At 39.6% G+C, this 18,634-nt stretch carries 18 protein-coding genes; 16 read left to right on the top strand and 2 right to left on the bottom strand.

The genetic code is table 11. The annotated features are described in order from the left end of the window. The first annotated feature begins 40 nt into the window (after positions 1-40). From filB to filF, 5 genes are all read left to right on the top strand, one after another. Entirely contained in the window at positions 41-880 is an 840-nt protein-coding gene (gene filB, locus A9J31_RS01670; protein WP_067761925.1) for a putative pilus system C39 family peptidase FilB, read from the top strand. Positions 881-943: 63 nt separating this feature from the next. Next, a complete protein-coding gene (filC, locus tag A9J31_RS01665) occupies positions 944-2,134 on the top strand; it encodes a putative pilus system protein FilC (RefSeq protein WP_171256645.1) in 1,191 nt (396 codons plus the stop codon). Positions 2,135-2,146: 12 nt separating this feature from the next. Continuing rightward, the gene (gene filD, locus A9J31_RS01660; RefSeq protein WP_067761920.1) at positions 2,147-3,811 is read left to right on the top strand and encodes a putative pilus system OmpP1/FadL family transporter FilD; all 1,665 of its coding nucleotides are present in this window, start codon (positions 2,147-2,149) and stop codon (positions 3,809-3,811) included. A gap of 13 nt (positions 3,812-3,824) precedes the next feature. Beyond that, a complete protein-coding gene (gene filE, locus A9J31_RS01655; RefSeq protein WP_067761919.1) occupies positions 3,825-5,099 on the top strand; it encodes a putative pilus assembly protein FilE in 1,275 nt (424 codons plus the stop codon). 24 nt (positions 5,100-5,123) lie between these two features. Next, on the top strand, positions 5,124-7,151 hold the full coding sequence (filF, locus tag A9J31_RS01650; protein WP_067761917.1) for a putative pilus system protein FilF: 2,028 nt from the start codon (positions 5,124-5,126) through the stop codon (positions 7,149-7,151). 56 nt (positions 7,152-7,207) lie between these two features. On the opposite strand, the gene A9J31_RS01645 is transcribed toward filF, so the two are convergent. Then, on the bottom strand, positions 7,208-7,756 hold the full coding sequence (locus A9J31_RS01645) for an NUDIX hydrolase (RefSeq protein WP_067761915.1): 549 nt from the start codon (positions 7,754-7,756) through the stop codon (positions 7,208-7,210). 126 nt (positions 7,757-7,882) lie between these two features. Between A9J31_RS01645 and A9J31_RS01640 the strand changes: the two genes are divergently transcribed. From A9J31_RS01640 to A9J31_RS01600, 9 genes are all read left to right on the top strand, one after another. Continuing rightward, positions 7,883-8,491, top strand: a complete 609-nt coding sequence (locus A9J31_RS01640; protein WP_067761913.1) for an NUDIX hydrolase — start codon at positions 7,883-7,885, stop codon at positions 8,489-8,491. A 53-nt stretch (positions 8,492-8,544) separates the two neighbouring features. Then, a complete protein-coding gene (locus tag A9J31_RS01635; protein WP_067761911.1) occupies positions 8,545-9,075 on the top strand; it encodes a gamma carbonic anhydrase family protein in 531 nt (176 codons plus the stop codon). Positions 9,076-9,226: 151 nt separating this feature from the next. Beyond that, positions 9,227-9,892 carry a tRNA (adenosine(37)-N6)-threonylcarbamoyltransferase complex dimerization subunit type 1 TsaB gene (tsaB, locus tag A9J31_RS01630; RefSeq protein ID WP_067761909.1) on the top strand — a complete coding sequence of 222 codons (666 nt, stop codon included), beginning with the start codon at positions 9,227-9,229 and terminating at the stop codon, positions 9,890-9,892. Positions 9,893-9,904: 12 nt separating this feature from the next. Beyond that, positions 9,905-10,729, top strand: a complete 825-nt coding sequence (locus A9J31_RS01625; RefSeq protein ID WP_067761907.1) for an undecaprenyl-diphosphate phosphatase — start codon at positions 9,905-9,907, stop codon at positions 10,727-10,729. Then, positions 10,723-11,541: a class I SAM-dependent methyltransferase gene (locus A9J31_RS01620; RefSeq protein WP_067761905.1), complete on the top strand. Its 819-nt coding sequence runs from the start codon at positions 10,723-10,725 to the stop codon at positions 11,539-11,541. Before A9J31_RS01625 ends, A9J31_RS01620 begins: the two co-directional genes overlap by 7 nt. A 125-nt stretch (positions 11,542-11,666) precedes the next feature. Beyond that, positions 11,667-13,049 carry a C13 family peptidase gene (locus A9J31_RS01615; RefSeq protein ID WP_067761903.1) on the top strand — a complete coding sequence of 461 codons (1,383 nt, stop codon included), beginning with the start codon at positions 11,667-11,669 and terminating at the stop codon, positions 13,047-13,049. Between the two features lie 30 nt (positions 13,050-13,079). Continuing rightward, the gene (fghA, locus tag A9J31_RS01610; RefSeq protein ID WP_067761900.1) at positions 13,080-13,916 is read left to right on the top strand and encodes an S-formylglutathione hydrolase; all 837 of its coding nucleotides are present in this window, start codon (positions 13,080-13,082) and stop codon (positions 13,914-13,916) included. Positions 13,917-14,039: 123 nt separating this feature from the next. Next, entirely contained in the window at positions 14,040-15,152 is a 1,113-nt protein-coding gene (locus A9J31_RS01605) for a YjgN family protein (protein WP_067761899.1), read from the top strand. A 14-nt stretch (positions 15,153-15,166) separates the two neighbouring features. Next, the gene (locus tag A9J31_RS01600) at positions 15,167-16,243 is read left to right on the top strand and encodes a M48 family metallopeptidase (protein ID WP_067761897.1); all 1,077 of its coding nucleotides are present in this window, start codon (positions 15,167-15,169) and stop codon (positions 16,241-16,243) included. Positions 16,244-16,293: 50 nt separating this feature from the next. Here A9J31_RS01600 and A9J31_RS01595 read toward each other — a convergent pair whose 3' ends face one another. Continuing rightward, a complete protein-coding gene (locus tag A9J31_RS01595) occupies positions 16,294-16,593 on the bottom strand; it encodes a DUF2218 domain-containing protein (RefSeq protein ID WP_067761895.1) in 300 nt (99 codons plus the stop codon). A 184-nt stretch (positions 16,594-16,777) separates the two neighbouring features. On the opposite strand from A9J31_RS01595, the gene rpe reads away from it, so the two are divergent. Then, complete coding sequence (gene rpe, locus A9J31_RS01590; protein WP_067761893.1) at positions 16,778-17,464, top strand: ribulose-phosphate 3-epimerase; 687 nt, start codon at positions 16,778-16,780, stop codon at positions 17,462-17,464. A gap of 628 nt (positions 17,465-18,092) precedes the next feature. Next, positions 18,093-18,608 (top strand): hypothetical protein, encoded by a 516-nt coding sequence (locus A9J31_RS01585; protein ID WP_067761891.1) that lies wholly within the window; start codon positions 18,093-18,095, stop codon positions 18,606-18,608. Positions 18,609-18,634 lie beyond the last annotated feature (26 nt).

Below are 18,634 nucleotides of genomic sequence, written 5' to 3'. Positions count from 1 at the left end.
AAAAAGGCACATCATTGCCGATAACTAAAAGTTTGAAGATATGTTAGAGATAGCAGTAGGCTCGGCATTGATGTATTACTTTGCCAAAGAGTCATTAGATCTAAAAGAAAAGCCAGTGGGGACAGTTCATTATACTGAAACCCTAGACTCACGTAATGATTCCTTTACACGGATGCACCGTGAGCAAATCAAAATTAAACCAGCAATTGAAGACCAATTCCGAGGAATTGTTCGACAAGCCTATGACTACAGTTGTGGATCAGCTGCACTCACTACTTTATTAAATGGCTATGTCAATGTAGGTACAACATTGACAGAACAGCAAGTCATGAATGGCTTACTGAAATTTGGTGAAACAGAAAAAATTGTAGAACGTCGTAGTTTTTCACTATTAGACATGAAACGTTTCGTTGCGGCAGTGGGATTAGAAAGTGGCGGGTATAAAGGCGAGTTTTCTGATTTAGTTAAACAAGGTCAACCTGCAATTGTGCCAATTTCCTATGCTGGATTTAAACACTTTGTTGTTTTTAAGGGGTATAAAAATGGACGCGTGTATGTCGCAGATCCAGCATTAGGAAACATCAGTTTTGACGAGACGAGATTTAAAGAAGTTTGGGAAAACAACACATTATTTTTAATTAATGTTGTTCCAGAACAACGTAAAAACTTATTAGCGATTCAGGACGCAGATTTAAGGCATGTTGATGACGCGACTGTGAATCGATTTGCTTTTGTTAATGCCCAGTATCCACAACAATATATGGAAAAAATTGCAGATAAAGCTTCAACAATTCGTTTAGATAAGAATAGAAACGAAAATTCTGAAAATTATGGGCAATCGAATTATAACTTCTTACGACTTTACTATAAAAATAAATAGCTATTTTGTATGAAGTTTAAATGAGTTATGGAATTAAAAAAATAAAAAATGGTGGGATGGAATATGAACCGTACATGGATGAACAAAACTTTATTGGCAGTAAGTATTCAAGTTGTGATGGGCGTAGCATATGCTGCTGATGAGCCCAGTCTCGGTGAATACGATACGGTTGAGCAAGAGGAAGCAGTAGCAGATTCGTCACAGGCGAATATGCCACAAATAGCGAATGCTCAGCAAACAGAACCCGAAACTGCAATTGGTGAGTATGAAGAAGTTGAGGAACCAGCTATTGCTGCTGAGCCAGAAGCGAAATCAACCACGGAACAAGCATCAACTGCACTTCAACAACAAGCTGGTGATGCCAGTCAAGAAACTAATTTACAAGAAGTTTTTACATCGAATGAGCGTCAATATTCATTAATCAAGAAAGGTGAGATATCGAGTTATTACGATATTGATTATACATACTATCGTGATACACAACTTGATATGGAAATGGCTGAAGGTCAGCTATACCAATTGCGTGTACAGGAAAATGCAACGCACTCCATGACGAACACCTTTACTGTTCAGTATGGCGTGATGGATAACTTAACGTTTACAGCATCCCTACCTTTAGTTGCGAAAACTGATTTACTTAAAGACACCTCAACCGCGGGTCTTGGAGATATTTCTCTAGGCGCTCGTTGGGAACCATTTCCACTGAAACAAGGTCGTTTACCTCTAATTTTGTTTGGTAATTTATCGACAAAAACAGGGGATAGTCCATATGAGATTAATGCAACAAGCGATTTGGCAACAGGTAAAGGATATTATTCGGCAGGGGTTGGTGCGAGTACACGTAAGTATATTGATCCGGTAGTGCTCTTTGCTTCTGTATCAGCAAATTATGGTTTTAAAGAAACAGGCTTAAACCAGCGTCGTGGTTCAAGATTTATAGAAGAATTTGAGCCTGGAATTAGTGGTGGATTTGCATTCGGTTTTGCATATTCATTTAACTATGATGTTTCTATGACGATGTCTTATCAACAAAGTTTCAATACTGGTTCTGAATTTACATATAGTTCAGGGGAGTCATATTCTCCAGCTGACCAAACTAGCTCAACTTTAGCCATTTCATTAGGTGTACGTGTTTCACCTGAAACCATTGTAAATGGCACGGTTGGTTTAGGTTTAACTGAGGACGCACCAGATGTAAGTCTCGGTCTTTCGTTCCCATTAGATATTTTAGGCTTCGGTAAGAAGCTTCGTTAATAGGGTGGTCGTATGAATAAGATTCGACTCAGCCCACTCGTTAGCGCGATTATATTAACGGGCTGTTCAAGTGCTGCATTTGCACAATTGGGGACAAACTTATCTGTAGATGCACGTTCGCTTTCTTTGGGGAATGCAGTAACAGCAGATCCACCAGGCATTAGTGCTGTGCACTTTAACCCTGCGGCGCTGACTAAAATTCAGGGTTTGCAAACGGATGTGCAGGGTATTGTTGCAAATTTCGATATTCAACGTGAGTTCACTGTTCCTGAAGGTTACAATGTTTTTGGTTATTCGGATGACCCATTGGTTTGTAAAGATGGGCCTGAAATAGCAGCGGACATTTGTACAGATTTTAAAGATAAGGTCACGAGTGAAGCTGAATACGTCAGCCTTTACGTACCGTTTTTGAAGAAAATGGTGGACTTAGGTGCAAATCAACCCGTAGCTGCACCGACAGCTGGTATTGCTTATAACCCACCTGGTTCAAAATTTACATTTGCATCTGCTGTATATGCACCATTAATTGCGGGTTTTGGTGCTGAAAATGGTAATGCTGGTAATTATATGGGGCAGCAAGTTGCCCTTGAGCGTGTTACTTATCTATCGCCGACCATCGCTTATCAAGTAAGTGATGAGCTATCTATTGGTGGTGGGGTTGGAATGTCGTACCAAGCCATTGGTTTGAAGACGGATCTACGTTTTCCCAATGAGTTAATTGGTATGTTACGAATGATTGATGAGGTTGTTTGTACGCCATTTAAAGAAAATTCCGACATTATTACGGACATTCTGTTATTAGGGATGTGTAATACCGAAGAAGGCATGAACCCATTTGGCCGTTTTGGACAAATGCAAATTGCTTTGGAACAGTCGTTGAGTCCAAGTTATAACTTAGGTGTACTTTGGGAACCACGTGAAGATTTTAGTTTTGGTTTAGTTTACCAAAGTGCTGCAAAAATGCGCTTAAAAGGTAACTATCGTGTTGATAATGCCAAAGCTCCACGCGAGCTTATTAATGGGTTAATGTCTTCACCAACGGGACAGATTCTTGCTGCGATTTTAGGTTTTCCAAGTTCAGTACCTGCGAGTGAATCTGGTTTAGTTTCGATGGATTTTGAATATCCACAGCATGTTCAAGCAGGTATCAAATATAAAATCATGCCTGATTTACAGGTGAATTTTGATGTGGGTTGGACGGACTATGCTGCTTGGGACAAATTCCGTTTTGAATTTGACCGTACCATTTCTGCTTTAAAAATTGCGAAACTCTTATCTTCGGATGTCACAGATAGTTCTCTAGCTTTACCAATGGGGTTTACATCGCCGTGGAGTTGGGGAATTGGTATTGAGTATTCAGCAACGGATCGTTTAAAACTCCGTGCCGGTTATGAGCCACGTACAAGTTCGATTCCGGATGGTAAGCGCAATACGATGGTACCCATTAACAATGCACAGTTGTTTGGTTTAGGCGTGGGCTATCAATTTGATTCAGATACAGATCTTGATTTGTCGATTGGCTTCTTGAGAAGTAGAGATAACATTCCTGCCAATACAAGTAGTTTAGCCAACCAAACGGGTGTAAATAATCTATTATTAAATCCTTACGCAGGGTTAAATGTGCAAACAGCTACTAAAATTACAATTTTAGGTTTGAATTACCGCACCCGTTGGTAGGAAAGAATAACGAATGAAAAGGAATTTATTTGTTAGATCGATACTTGTGCTCAGCGTAGCACAGGTATCTTATGTAAATGCTGGGACCTTTCATACAATTATTGGGCCGGATGGTCGGCCTATGGTTGTGCAAAGACCTGATCCGATTGTGCAAAATAAACCGAAAGAAGAAAAGCTGAATAAATCAGAACAAATTTCTGTTCCAGCTCAAATTGATGCTCAGAAAAACAATCTCGAGCAGGTTGAAGATAAGATTGTTTTACCAAAATCAATTAATAATGCTTCTGCTTCTGCTTCTGCTTCTGCTTCTGCTTCTGCTTCTGTTAATAAATCGGATACTGATCATTTAGATACAAGAAAAACTATTGAAACAAGTGTTAGTCATCAACAACAGAATATTGTTTCTAATCCGAAGTCAGGAATTCCTAAGAAACAAGATAAACCTATTGATTTAAATGTTGATACGCTAAATAGAGATGTTACGTTATCCAACCCTAAAATAAGTAAGCAATCAGAAAATGTATCGACATCAGTTGGTCAAAATTCAGAAACTAGTGCCGTTGGAAAGATTCAGCAACAGGCTCAATCAGGCATTACCATTATTGATGGCCAAGAGTACGTTAATAATGAATATCTTGAAGGTAAAGAATTTAATTTAGAAGGTAAAAAACGCTTCTATACAATGCCAGAAGGGGTCATTGATAGAAAAATGGGTGCTACTCGAATGCAAACGATTGAGCGTGAAAAAGGTGTCAGTAAGTCTGTGCTTAGCTCAATGTTTAAAAAGAAAGATCAAGCAGATACCGGCCCAATTGTATTGTCTCAATCTTATTATCGTGTGTCACAAGCAGATACAATTTCAGGTTTAGGCCAACAATGTTTTAGCGGAAATAAAATCAAAAAAGCCAAGAGCTTAGAAAGTTTTTCTGAAGTTAACGTTTGGCCACGAGCACCATTGACTGATCAGTTTGATTTTGAAGTCGTGAAAGTCGCAAATTCAATACAAAATATTCAAATTAACTCTTTTGCTTCAAGGCAAAATGAACCTACCTTTTATTGGCCATTTGTGGTTTTTTTAGATGCTAGAGGCTGTGTTCTGGAAGGTACAGGTGGTTATAAAAATAACAATCTTCAAGCAGATGTATTACGACACGAAAAAATTGAAGGTGTTATACATGTGCCAAAAGGAAGTGAATACCTATTATTAACACCACTTGCATCGGCAATTGATGTTGAAGATAAAGCATTAATAAATCATGGACAGCTTAAACTCATTGCGATCCGTTAAGGTCAAAATAAAAAGAGAATCAGGATGAAAAATAAACTTATTTTACCTTTTGCACTTACTGCATTATTTGCCGCACTTTCAGGTTGTGGTGGAGAAAGTGCAAATGTTATTCCAGAAAAATATGATGAAAGTACAGAAAATGGAAGCTGTAAAAGTAACTCAGAAAATTGTGTTGAGTTCGTTCTAGATTATCCAGTAGATGGGATTAATTTTCTGTGTTCAAGTGATTCTAAAAATCGATTTGTGACCCTTTTTGACGATAAAGAAGGGGTGTCTACAGGTGCATGTAAACTCGGTGACACAGTGACATTCTCCATACGTGGTGAGAATGATAAGGAAATCAAATTAGGTTCAGTCAAGTTAAGTACTTTATCTAATGTCGCGAGTAGTACCTCACCACCACGCTTAACTTTATTAGACATCGCAGCAGGTATTACTGGAACACCTGCTTCGAGCTTAAATCCAAATGATGAGACTGTTAAAGTTGCAATGCGTTTTGTTAAAGTGATTCAAGCAATTGGTTTGAAAAACAATAGAATTACCAGTCCAACCGATATTCAATCCGTGTTAATCACTGATAATGATCGTAAGGGACTCGATAGCATTAGTACATCGCTTGAAACAAATGACTTTAAAACAGCTGCACATAGTGATGATGAGTTTAATGCTTTATTTACACCTTGGCTTAAATTAGCAGATATCAGTAATGCGGATGCTTTTACAGTCGTCCAAAAGCTAATGAATATTTCAACAGCAGCGGTATTCCAGCCTGAATTTGCATTATTTTCAACCGCTGAACAAGCCATTTCTGCAATTAGTGGTTCAAACGGTTTAGTCGGCTGTGATAAAGATGTTTGTGAACTGACCGACAAGGAAAAAATTAACTTATTTGGTCATTTCATGTTAATGACGGATCGCCAAGGTATGACTTTTGGTAGTGGGCTACAATGGCGTGGGAAAGTAGATAAAAATTTATCTACGATTGGCACGACCAATATGCAGTTGTTGACTCAAGTTCGCCCCGTTCGTATGACCGCGACGGCACAGGATAACTGGATAGATCCATTAACTAAATCTATTGATAAAAATCGTAATCTTGGTTTTAAATTTGATGTAGATCAAACAGGCTCAGATCCGCTGATTGTACGTAAGGGAACGCTGCTTGCAGACAAAATGGTGATCGGCACTGCAGGAAATCTTTACAAAACATTAATGGGGTTATCTGAAACCTATACGCCGACTGAAATAGACAAAGAAAGATTGGGGACATGGGATCAGACCATTAGTGGTACCAAATATAAAGGGACTCTAGATCTTTATAAACTTTATCCAGTGTCTTATTTGGATAAATCTGTCTTTAAATCGATTAATAATGTCGCAACTGGTGAAAACTATATTTTCCCACTTTATGCGGATTTATCATTTAAGTTCACTGATACCAGTATTAAATCGGTGAAATTAGGCGTTGTTATAGACCGAAATGGCGATATTCGTACCAATATTCCTGCGGGTGTTGCAGCAAATGCGTTGACGAAACCGCTTACTGATGTGGATTTATCGACAAGTGCTGATGGCTGTAATAGCACTAATGCGGATGGCGATGTGCTAGATAAATTTCTAATGAAAGATCAAAAGCAAGTTCAGCAGTATCGAATAGGAACTGTTTCAAGAACTTTTACCAAAATTGGTGGGGTTAATCCAAACACGATTTCTATTCGAATGATCTTAGCGGATCAGTTCTTTGGTATTTTGGACGGTGCTTTGATTGGTATGAACTCAAGTGTGAAAACTTCGGACAATACATCAATGACTGTGGGCGGTGCTTTGGTTCAATTGGAAAAATTAGTTGCCGCTGATGCTGGCACCAAGCCTGCAATTAGTTTGACGGATTCTGATAATCAGAAAGTGAAATGGGCTAATAGTTTGGCCAGCTTTACGAATGTTTATAGCAAGCAAAATGACTCCGATGCTGAAGCGAAGGAAATTGCTAAGTTGAGCGGTGGGGAGATTTCAATTTCACTTGCACAATGTTATAGCGTGAAGAAAAAATAACAATAAAAAAGCCCATCAATGATGGGCTTTTTTAACGACTATAAAATCTAAAAGCATTAGCCTGTATGGTCAAGGCGCGTACCTAAGGTTTCTAAATGCATCTCAAACTGATCGGTTTTTCGGTCTTCAAAGTAATGTCTAAGGGTTCTTTCTACACTTGGGAAGGCTAAATCATCCCAAGGTATTTCTTCTTCGGTAAATAGGCGAGATTCGATCGTTTCATCACCTGCACCAAACTCACCATTCACTAAATTTGATTTGAAAAGTGCGTAAATTTGTCCAATCCGCGGAATATTGTACATACAGTAAAGTTGTTGAATATCTACTTCGGCTTCAGCCTCTTCACGGGTTTCACGTGCTGCACCTTGCTCCATGGTCTCATACAATTCCATATAACCAGCGGGAAGTGTCCATAGTCCATAGCGTGGCTCAATAGCGCGACGGCAAAGTAAAACTTTATTTTCCCAAATGGCGAGCGCACCACAAATCACTTTAGGATTGACATAATGAATAAAACCGCATGCGGTACAAATACGACGTAATTGATGATCACCAAGTGGAATTGCTTCTTTGGTTTTCTGTCCGCAGTTTGTGCAAAAGTTCATATTCATCGTCAATGATAAAGTTAAACGTCAGAATAACTGAAAATTAGAACTTTGGCATCATTTCTAACCAGCCTAAACAAAATTCAGCTATGATGAGGAAATGATAAAAACAAGGTGGTGAAGTGGATGGAAGCCAGATTATTGACACAGCAATTGCAGCAAAGTTTACGGTTTTCAAAACGTATTCAACCTGCGCATGCGGCTGTGTTAATTGCGATCACCCACGAAGAAAATCCACGAATTTTACTTACTCGCCGATCTTTATATTTAAATAATCATGCTGGAGAAGTGTCATTCCCTGGTGGAAAGCGTGATGCACAAGATATCAGTAATATTGTAGTTGCGCTGCGTGAAGCTCAAGAGGAAACGGGCTTAAATCCATTTGATGTACAGTTATTGGGCGATTTACCCATGCAAAAAGCTAGAAATGGGATGTTGGTCAAACCGATCGTTGGTCTGATTCCACCTGATGTTGAATTGATTCCACAGCCGACAGAAATTGACCGCATTTTTTTTGCGTCAATGAAACAGTTATTAGAAACACCGGCATCGCCTTATGAAGTTAGGTTTGCGCAGCAATCTTTATATTTTCCAAGTCTCAGAGTAGAAAATGAAATTGTTTGGGGACTCACAGCTCGCATGCTGATTTCACTATTTCGCTATGGATTAAATTATCAAAAAGAATGGCCATTTTTATTAAATTCACCTGCTTTTAAAATTAATCTAGAGCTTTAAATTTAAACTAGCTGAATAATTAATGAAAAATTATCAAATTAGGATGTTTGATTATGTTGTATAAGTTTCAAGGATATAGCCCAAAAGCCACACATCAACCTTGGGATGGTTGGGTTGCTGAAAATGCGACGGTCATTGGTCAGGTTGAACTGGGTCGTGAAGTCAGTGTTTGGTTTGGTGCAGTCATTCGTGGGGACAATAGCCGAATTTGCTTAGGCGACTATACAAACGTGCAGGAAAATGCAGTGCTACATACCGATGCGGGCATTGAAATGCATATTGGTCAATATGTCACCATTGGGCATCAAGCCATGTTACATGGTTGTACCGTGGGGGATAACAGTCTAATTGGCATTAATGCGGTGGTTTTAAATAATGCAGTCATTGGTAAAAACTGCATTATTGGTGCTAATGCGTTAATTCCAGAAGGAAAAGTGATACCAGATAACTCGGTGGTGATGGGTTCACCAGGCAAAGTAGTAAAAACATTAGATGAACAAGCCGAGGTTCGTTTAAAAATGAGTGCCATGCACTATGCCACGCATTTTAAAAATTTTATCCAGCTAGAAGTGGCTGAATTATAAAATATGACATCCTTACTCAATACAAAAGCCTCGATTATTTCGGGGCTTTCGTATATGCGAGGTGATTGTTGAATGGAAAATCTCGCGAACTGGGAAGGAGTGGAGTATCATATTCCACGTTTTTTAAGATTAAATTTAGTTAAGGTTGCGCATGAAAGTACTGGCATTGGAAACTGCCAATGAGCAGTGTTCCGTCTCGATTGTAGATGAAACTCAGGAACTTTATTTTCAACTCGATACACGGGCAAAGGCGCAGACACAAACGATTCTCCCAATGATTGAGCAAGGGCTTGATCAAACTGCGACTGAACTTGGTGATTTAACTGTGATTGCATTTAGTCGTGGGCCTGGTTCATTTAGTGGTGTGCGTATCAATGCAGCAGTAACACAGGCTTTGGCATGGGCCAATGATTTACCTGTAGTTCCTGTTTCAACGTTGCAAGCATTGGCACAAGCAGCCTATCGCGTACATGGTTTAACTGAAGTGTCAGCTGTACTTGATGCACGTATGCAGGAAGTCTACGTGGCGAGCTATCAGTTAGATGCTGCTGGTATTATGCAGGCAGTTGATTCTGAACAGATGTTGAATTATACAGAGGCAGCGCAGCAAATTAAGTTTACTGTTGTGGGCTCTGGTTCAGATTTAATTAAGCAAGAACAAACACAATACAAAGACTTAAGTGCAACGGCACAGGATATTGCTACTATTGCCCGCGAAGCTGCACAACGAGAAGCATGGGTAAGTGCTGATTTAGCACTTCCTGTATATTTACGTGATAATGCTTGGAAAAAAATTTCAGAACAAGGCAAGCCATAACTAGGGTTTTATATGGATCTTTTACTGCTGCTCAAAGCGGCAATCATGGGTATTGTTGAAGGGATAACCGAATTCTTACCTATTTCTAGTACAGGGCATTTGATTCTAGCCTCAGAATTAATGAACTTCTGGACCAAAGAAAAAAGTGATGTTTTTGTGATTGCCATTCAAATGGGTGCAATTGCTGCAGTTATTTATGAATACTGGGCTCGCCTATGGGGCGCAGCGACAGGGATGGTGACGGGTGAAGAAAAAGGCCGTCGTTTAGGCTTTGGCTTAATTTTAGCATCCATTCCTATTGTTCTGATTGGTCTTAGCTTTGGGCAAACGGTAAAAGCACTACTTTTCAATAATATTGCGATTGCGATAGGGTTGATTATTGGTGGTTTGATTATTATTTGGATTGAGAAAAACCCGCCACAAGTCCGCGCAAAAGAAGTAGAAGATTTAACAATTAAGGATGCCATTTGGATTGGTTTAATTCAGGTGCTTTCTTTGATTCCGGGTACATCTCGTTCAGGTGCAACTATTATTGGGGCAATGTTCTTAGGTGTATCACGTAAAGCAGCTACTGAGTTCTCATTCTTCTTGGGTATTCCGGTCATTGTTGGTGCAGGCTTACTGGATTTGTATCAAAGTTATGATGTATTCCAAGGTACGCAAGATTGGATCGTCATCGCTGTTGGTTTGATTGTTTCTTTTGTATCCGCATTATTGTTAATTCGTGCTTTAGTTGCTTATGTCGCAAAGCGTGATTTTATGATTTTTGCGTGGTATCGAATCTTTTCAGGTTTATTGATTTTATTGTTCGCATTTACAGGCTGGAAATTATGGTAAGCGACATCCGCTTATATACTGAACAAGAATTTCACCAGAAAGCACAGCAGTATTCTGCTGTGCTTTCTTCACGTGGTGTGTCTGTAAATATTGAATCGATTGAAAAATTAAATTCGCGATTTTTACGTTTAAATCCGGAATTGGCACTTTGTGTGGATGCAGATGGATTGTGGCTGTGTGCCAATGGCATGAAGATGCAACCCGACTGGAACGCAGAAATGGGACGTTTAAAGCGCGCATCAATAAAGTCTGAAATGATTGCACGTGCGTGTAATTTAGCTGAGAAGCCGAGTTTAATTGATGCGACTGCTGGTCTGGGCCATGACAGTTTATTAATGGCACATCTTGGGGCACAAGTTACTTTAGTTGAACGTCATCCGATCTTATTTACATTGTTGGAAGATTCACATCAGCGTGCACAACAAGATGCATTTTTAAGTGCTGTTGTGGCACGTATTGAGTTGGTCTTTTCTGATTCTGCAGATTATTTAATTGAGCAGGCTCAACAGCAACAAGTTTTTGATGTGGTTTACTTAGACCCAATGTTCCCGCAGCGCGATCAAAATCAGCAGGCAGTAAAGAAGCAAGCGCAAGTCAAAAAGCAAATGCAGCTGTTACATATGTTGTTACCTGAAGACGGTGAAATGGATTTAGGTGATAATTTATTGGCTTTGGCACAAAAAGTTGCACGTCGCGTGGTTGTTAAGCGTCCTCGTTTAGCGGTTTTTTTGGCAAATACTGAACCTCAACATCAATGGCAAGGGGATGCGTGTCGTTTTGATGCTTACTTTCAGCATGAACTTGTAGCTTAAAATGATATTTGCTTCAAAATTGTTCAAAGATTTGTTATATAGTTAAAAAATAGCATTGCTAAAAATAACATCAGGCATAAAATTATTTGTGCAATTAAGCGAGCCTAGGCCCACATCAGAACTCTATGATTGATTTCAAACCCTCCATCAATTTTTGGCATGATTTTAAAAGCAACCAAACTGCGGGGATGTGGTTATTTTTAGGTTCGCGTCGATCTTTACAAATTGTCCGCCCATCCATGTTGCAATTGGTGTTTTGGGGGATATTAGGTGGATGTGCAAACAGCTTATTCAGTTGGCTCAGTACTGGTCGAATTGGTGAATTTAACCCGCAAGGTTTAATTAGTTATGCACTTTGGCCTTTCATTGCTTTAATTGTTGGTATTTTCCTGTCACAGCGGGTGAATAATCCGCGTCTGATGCTAGTGCCTGCACTGCTTTGGTTGGTGCTTGATACACACATCATGTTGTTTCAATGCTTGATTCAATATTTGGGTGATCTTGATTATCTTCCTTATATTTTATATGACTATATTCCAACGCTGTTCATTGTCCTGTTTGTTTGGCAAAGTCTTGCAGTGGTATGGGTATTCTCACGTGAACTGAAATGGCCATGGTGGGAACGTGCGCTGATTATGTTGGCGACGCTATTTACTTTGGTGGTTTGGCAAGTTTCTGTCAAAGACCAACCAATTTGGAAGGTTGAGGAAGTTCCGCCAAGTTTTGCCGAAGATGCCTTTTACGCGCAAAGTAAATTACTGAATAAATCGCTTGATGCTGTTGAATATGGTGAATTTGCGCAATCACATTGGTATTTCTTAGGTGTTGCTGGTGCCAGCTATCAAGATGTCTTTAAGCTTGAAATTGAAAGGATTAAAGAACAATTTGATACGCGTTTCGGTACGTACGGGCGTTCTGTCGAGTTAATTAACCATCCTGCGACACGGACTGAAATTCCAATTGCCTCTAAAACCAGTATGGAGTTGGCGCTGCGTCGTATCGGTCAGCAAATGAATCGTGAAAGTGACGTGTTGTTCTTATACATGACTTCACATGGTTTACCGAATGTGTTTGAGATGGAAAATGCACCTTTAGATCTAGCACAGGTTGATCCAAAATGGTTAAAAGAAACCTTGGATGCTTCAGGTATTCGTTGGCGTGTGATTGTGATTTCATCATGCTATTCGGGTAGTTTTGTGCCAGCACTTCAAAATGAAAATACCTTAATTATCACCGCATCCGCCGCTGACCGTCAGTCATTTGGTTGTTCAAATGAAGCGGATTATACCTATTTTGGTCGTGCTTTCTTTGATCAAGCGATGCGAGAACAAACCAATATGCAAGGTGCATTTAACCAGGCCAAAGAAACAGTTGCAAAATGGGAAGCTGCACAGGGCTTTGAACCTTCTGAACCACAATGGTCAATCGGTAAAAATATGGCACTGATGTTGCCGCAATTAGAACAACGTTTATTTCCGCCAACAACAAAAGCGGCTGAAACACCTTAAGGGTGTCACTCGAAATTAGGAACATGCATCATGGAATTAGTACAGCGCAATCAATGTTTCAATGGTGAACAACGAATTTATCAATTTGATTCGGAAAGCCTAAAATCTTCGACACGTTTTGGTATTTTTTTACCTGCTGAAGCGCTTCAGGGGCAGGTGTGTCCAGCGTTGTTTTACTTGGCCGGTTTAACCTGTACCGAAGAAACCTTTGCAATTAAAGCACATGCACAGCGTCTAGCTGCTCAACTTGGGCTCATCTTAATTAGCCCAGACACATCACCACGTGGTGATTCTGTGGCAAAGGGTGATCATTGGGATATTGGACAAGGTGCTGGGTTCTATATTAATGCTACTGAACAGCCATGGGCTGAGCATTATCAAATGGAACGTTTTATTAGCGATGAGCTCTACGCTTTAGTACAAGCTGAATTTGCTGTTCTAGCAGATGCAATTGGGATATTTGGGCACAGTATGGGTGGGCATGGAGCATTAACTTTAGCTTTGAAACATCCGGATAAATTTAAATCTGTCTCTGCCTTTGCCCCGATTTGTGCACCAAGTCAATGCCCATGGGGTGAAAAAGCATTTGGCCAGTATTTAGGTGTGAACCAAGGCTTTTGGCAAGCCCATGATGCGACGGCATTGGTTGCTGTGAAAGGTGCCTTGTTTAAAGAAATTTTAATTGATCAAGGCCTAGACGATCAATTTTATAGCCAGTTAAATCCAGCCTTGTTCCAACAGGCTTGTGACAGTGTCGGTCAGGCGCTGACATTGCGTGAACACGCGGGCTATGATCATGGTTATTACTTTATTCAAACCTTTATGGATGATCATTTACAATTCCATGCGGTACAACTGCAAGCTTAATTTTCATGCTACTATTTAAAGGCTGATCACGTATCGGCCTTTTTATTGTTTCAAAGTTCATTCACGCTCATTCTGTTTTGGGCGTATATGAACCATAACACTTTAGATTTATAAGAATAAATTATGCAAAATTCTCAGCTCGAAACTGATTTACCGCCAGCTTTACCAATAATCAATGAAAAGCCTCCCACGCTTTTTGGTGAGACTGATCAGGCAGAATTACTCGGTCGGAACTACACCTTTCGTTTTAAAGGCAATGCATCTGAATATTTTGGGATTTGGATTGTTAATATTTTATTGACCATTATTACTATTGGGTTTTATGCACCTTGGGCCAAAGTCCGTCGTTTACGTTACTTTTATGGTAATACGTGGGTTTTCCAGCGTCGTTTTGATTTTACCGGATTGCCGACCAAAATTTTAGTCGGGCGAATCATTGCTTTGGTGGTATATGGTGGTTTCTCTTTAGCAGTCAAATATTCTTGGGAAGCCTTTCTAGCCGGATTTGTGCTGATTTTCTTTGCTGTACCTTGGTTAATCCGTTCGACAATTCGTTTCCGCGCGCGCAACAGTAAATTTAGCAATAGCCGCTTCTTTTTTTCAGGAACCAATAAAAGTGCCTATTGGTGTTTTGCCAAGTGTTTAGCCGTGGTGGTATTTACGCTCGGGCTATTTACTCCAGTCGCTGTGTGGCTATATAAGCGTGAATGTCTGAATCATTTATATTTGGGACAGCTCAAGTTTAGTCTAAATGCGTCTTGGGGAGATTACATGCGTGCCATGTATATGCCACTTTTTGTATTTATGGGCGGCATTGCAGTTTTATCCATCCTGATGGCAATTTTATTTGGCAGCTCAGACGGTTTAAACCCTACATATTATGTATTTTTAATGGCAGCAGCATATTTCCTTGGTTATATGTTCATCTGGCCACTCACCGCAGCTCGCTTATTTATTACAACATGGAATAACACCACGCTGAGCCGCAGCCAATTTCAAACCAATTGTAATCAATGGCGTTATGCATGGATTGTACTGAGTAATTGGTTTGCCAAGGTCATCAGTTTAGGTTTGCTGACACCTTGGGCTGTGGTGCGTTTATATAAATATCAAACTGAATCATTACGACTAATGTTAGTTGATGATCCAGATCAATTACAAAATCAAATGCAGCAAGATCATAATGCGATTGCTGAAGAATTATCAGATATTTTTGACTTGGATATTTCCCTATAACAGAGGTGAAACGCATGAATACAGCTGTGGTAAATGCAACCTATTATGATGGGAAAATTTCTAAGCCTTATGATGCACAGGTGAGTGCAGATGGCGAGCATGCAGTGATTGTGCGTTATGGTGATCAATATGCACAAACTCAGCACTATACCTATAAAGACATGACACTGATTGGAGCGCTTGGTGATATTCAACCGGTGATTGAATTGAAAAATGATGCACGTTTGGATTTTCACCAACCTTTGCCCGAATGGTTTAATTTAGAAGCCAAAAGTCGCTGGAATTCGGTATGGAAGCTCGAACGTTCGCCTGCTCTGATTGTATTTAGTGTGGTTTTTGTGGTGGCTTTTGCCTTTATCCTGATTAAGTGGGGGATTCCAGTTGCTTCTCATGTCGTTGCAAATCAATTACCTGAAACTGCAATGAAAAGTTGGGGCGATCAAGCTGAAAAATATGTCTTAGAAATGACTGAACCGACCAAGCTTTCCAAAGCACGACAACAACAACTTTTGCAAAAGTACCAGCATTTAGTTGCTGAACAACGTCCAGCAAAACTGATTTTTCGTGGTGGAGGTAGTATTGGTGCAAATGCTTTAGCAATTCCAAATAACACCATTATCGTGACAGATGAATTGGTGAAAATGGCTAAGGATGATTTTGAGCTGATTGGTGTATTGGCGCATGAGCAAGGGCATTTGGTACAGCGTCATAGTTTGCAGCAAAGCCTTTCAGGACTTGGGATTAGTATAATCTTGTTGATGATTACTGGTGATGGTTCAGATATTTTGACCAGCTTGCCCGTTGCTGCGGTCGGGGCAAGTTATTCACGTGACTTTGAGTCTGAAGCAGATTTATATGCGCTGAAAACCATGAGCCAGCAAAATATTCCGACAGCACACTTTGCAAACTTCTTACAGCGTATGGAAGATGAAGAACGTAAAGAAGATGCAAAACATGATCGAGCTGAATCGGAACAGAGCAAAGCAGAAACTAAAGATAAAAAATCGTGGACAGATTTTTTTGAATCACATCCTGCAACGAAAGCCCGTATTGATGCAGTGAGAAATTATCAAGCGCATCAGCATCAGTAAGAACCTTGCTAATTTAAGGATTTAAACGCATCATTCAAATAGAGACAGCCTTATTCGCTGTCTCTTTTCCATTTTGCTTCAAGTGGTTCTTGTCCCATTCGAATTAAATGATCTAATACGACACTCTCTAATTTTTCTAAATCGGCAGATGCATCTTGGCTAAGGATAGAAACATCTAGAAATTCAGGTTGCGGACTAAGCGTTACAAGGGCTGCGTGAAGCTGTATCTGAAATACAGGTGTTGAATCAGATAATGTTTCCGTCACTTCAAATTTGTGTTTCCAATGATTGACTAAGCGTTTGGCAATACGTGTCGATTGTGGGGTACTAATTTGTGTAGTCGTTTTCATCATTCATGTCTTTATTGTGGTGAGTAATAACTTAGCAAAGTCACGGGGGCTGATGTAAGCAAAAAAATGCAACGCTGTGTATCGCCTAAATTTGTATAGTCAGCGCTAGCCTAGCAGCAAGCGCCTTTATCGACTCTTTGTTATAATGGCATAATTATTACCTTTTCAAAGCCAGGTTCTTTCCATGTCCAAGCCATTCTTAATTGCTCCTTCAATTTTGTCAGCAGACTTTGCGCGCTTAGGTGAAGAGGTTGAAAATGTTCTTGAAGCAGGTGCAGACGTTGTTCACTTTGATGTGATGGATAACCACTATGTACCAAACTTAACTTTTGGTGCTGGTGTATGTAAGGCATTGAAAAAATACGGCATTAAAGCACCAATTGATGTGCATTTAATGGTTTCACCAGTCGATCGTATGATTGGTGATTTCCTCGAAGCGGGTGCGGATATCATTACTTTTCATCCAGAAGCTACAGATCACATTGACCGTTCACTGCAGTTAATTAAATCGGGTGGGGCTAAAGCTGGTTTGGTCTTTAACCCAGCAACACCATTACATTATTTAGATTATGTATTGGATAAAGTTGATCAAGTCTTATTGATGAGCGTTAACCCAGGCTTTGGCGGTCAAAAATTTATTCCAATGACTTTAGAAAAACTTCGTCAAGCGCGCAAAATTATTGATGCTTCTGGTCGTGATATTCGCTTAGAAGTTGATGGTGGCGTGACACCTGCAAATATTCGTGAGATTGCTGAGGCGGGTGCGGATATGTTTGTTGCTGGTTCAGCGATTTTCGGCAAACCTGATTATAAAGCTGTAATTGACGAAATGCGTTCTGAATTGGCAAAAGCTGGTGCTCAGTCTGTCTAAGAACTGAGGTCTAAGTCATTGTGCGATTGTGGATAACTTTGTGAGTAACTATATGGATATCTATGTCGATAACTATATGGATAAGTTGCATAAATTGTAAACGATTGCACATCAATAGTTTAATATTTAGACGTAAGAAGTATAAAAAGGACTCAATTGAGTCCTTTTTATTTGTCTGTATGTGGCATAAATTCAGTACTTTTATTAACCTATGGTTAATAAAAGTACTGTTTAAAATATAACTTTATTGTTTTAATTAAACGATTAGTACCGTGTTAACAGTTGAAGTATATAAATTTAAAATTATTGTGAATAACTGCACAATTGATCCGTGATAGATGAGTGATTCCTTTTCAACACGATTGGCAAAATCGCTCAATAAGTAAGTTAATTCAAAAGTTGCTTTGAAAAATTCAGATCGAATTCCTGTTTTATTGTGGATGTAATATGACATAAGTCGCACGCCAAATTCTTATTCCTTTTTTTGAGCTTTACAGGAAAGTTGTGCAAAATGATGGGGAATATGTGATGATTAGGATCTAGTCGGAATGATGAGTCAGAGATATTTCATCGATTCCACAGTTAATTGTCAGCGATGTGTATTAACTGATGATGAAAGGAGTAAGGGTTGTTTTTAATTTTGCGTAAGCACCTCAGCTTTGCTTTACTGATGGCATTTGTCATTGGTTGGAGCGGTGTGGTTGCTGCACAGCAAAATATCATCCATCAGCAAATGATGAATGAAATGATAAACGCACAATATACTTCTCAGAATACCAAGACAGATATAGTATCGGCCAAACAGCAGGGTGATTCAGCGCATATTCTGTCTGATTGTCATCAGCCGCTTGTAAAACACAATGTTATACCTTCGCATCATCAAACAGCCGAACTTGAACATACAACAACTCAAGCAGCTCATTACGATGAAATGAATCTGCAAAGCCAATCTAATATGGAACAGATGGACTGTCAGGACTGTGCTTTGTGGCATTGTCAGTTCAGCACGTCATTGATGGATGCTGCTTTAGTTAACGTTCAAGCGGTCTCGATGACGGAATATCATGATGTACCTAAATTCATATATACAGCGCAACATCTAAAAGGGCATTGGCAAGAAATTTTGCGGCCTCCTCAAATTTAACCTGAGTTTTACGACGTTTATTTCGT

The organism is Acinetobacter gandensis (assembly GCF_001678755.1).
Classification (GTDB): Bacteria; Pseudomonadota; Gammaproteobacteria; order Pseudomonadales; family Moraxellaceae; genus Acinetobacter; species Acinetobacter gandensis.
This window is presented reverse-complemented; position numbering and strand designations above follow the sequence as displayed.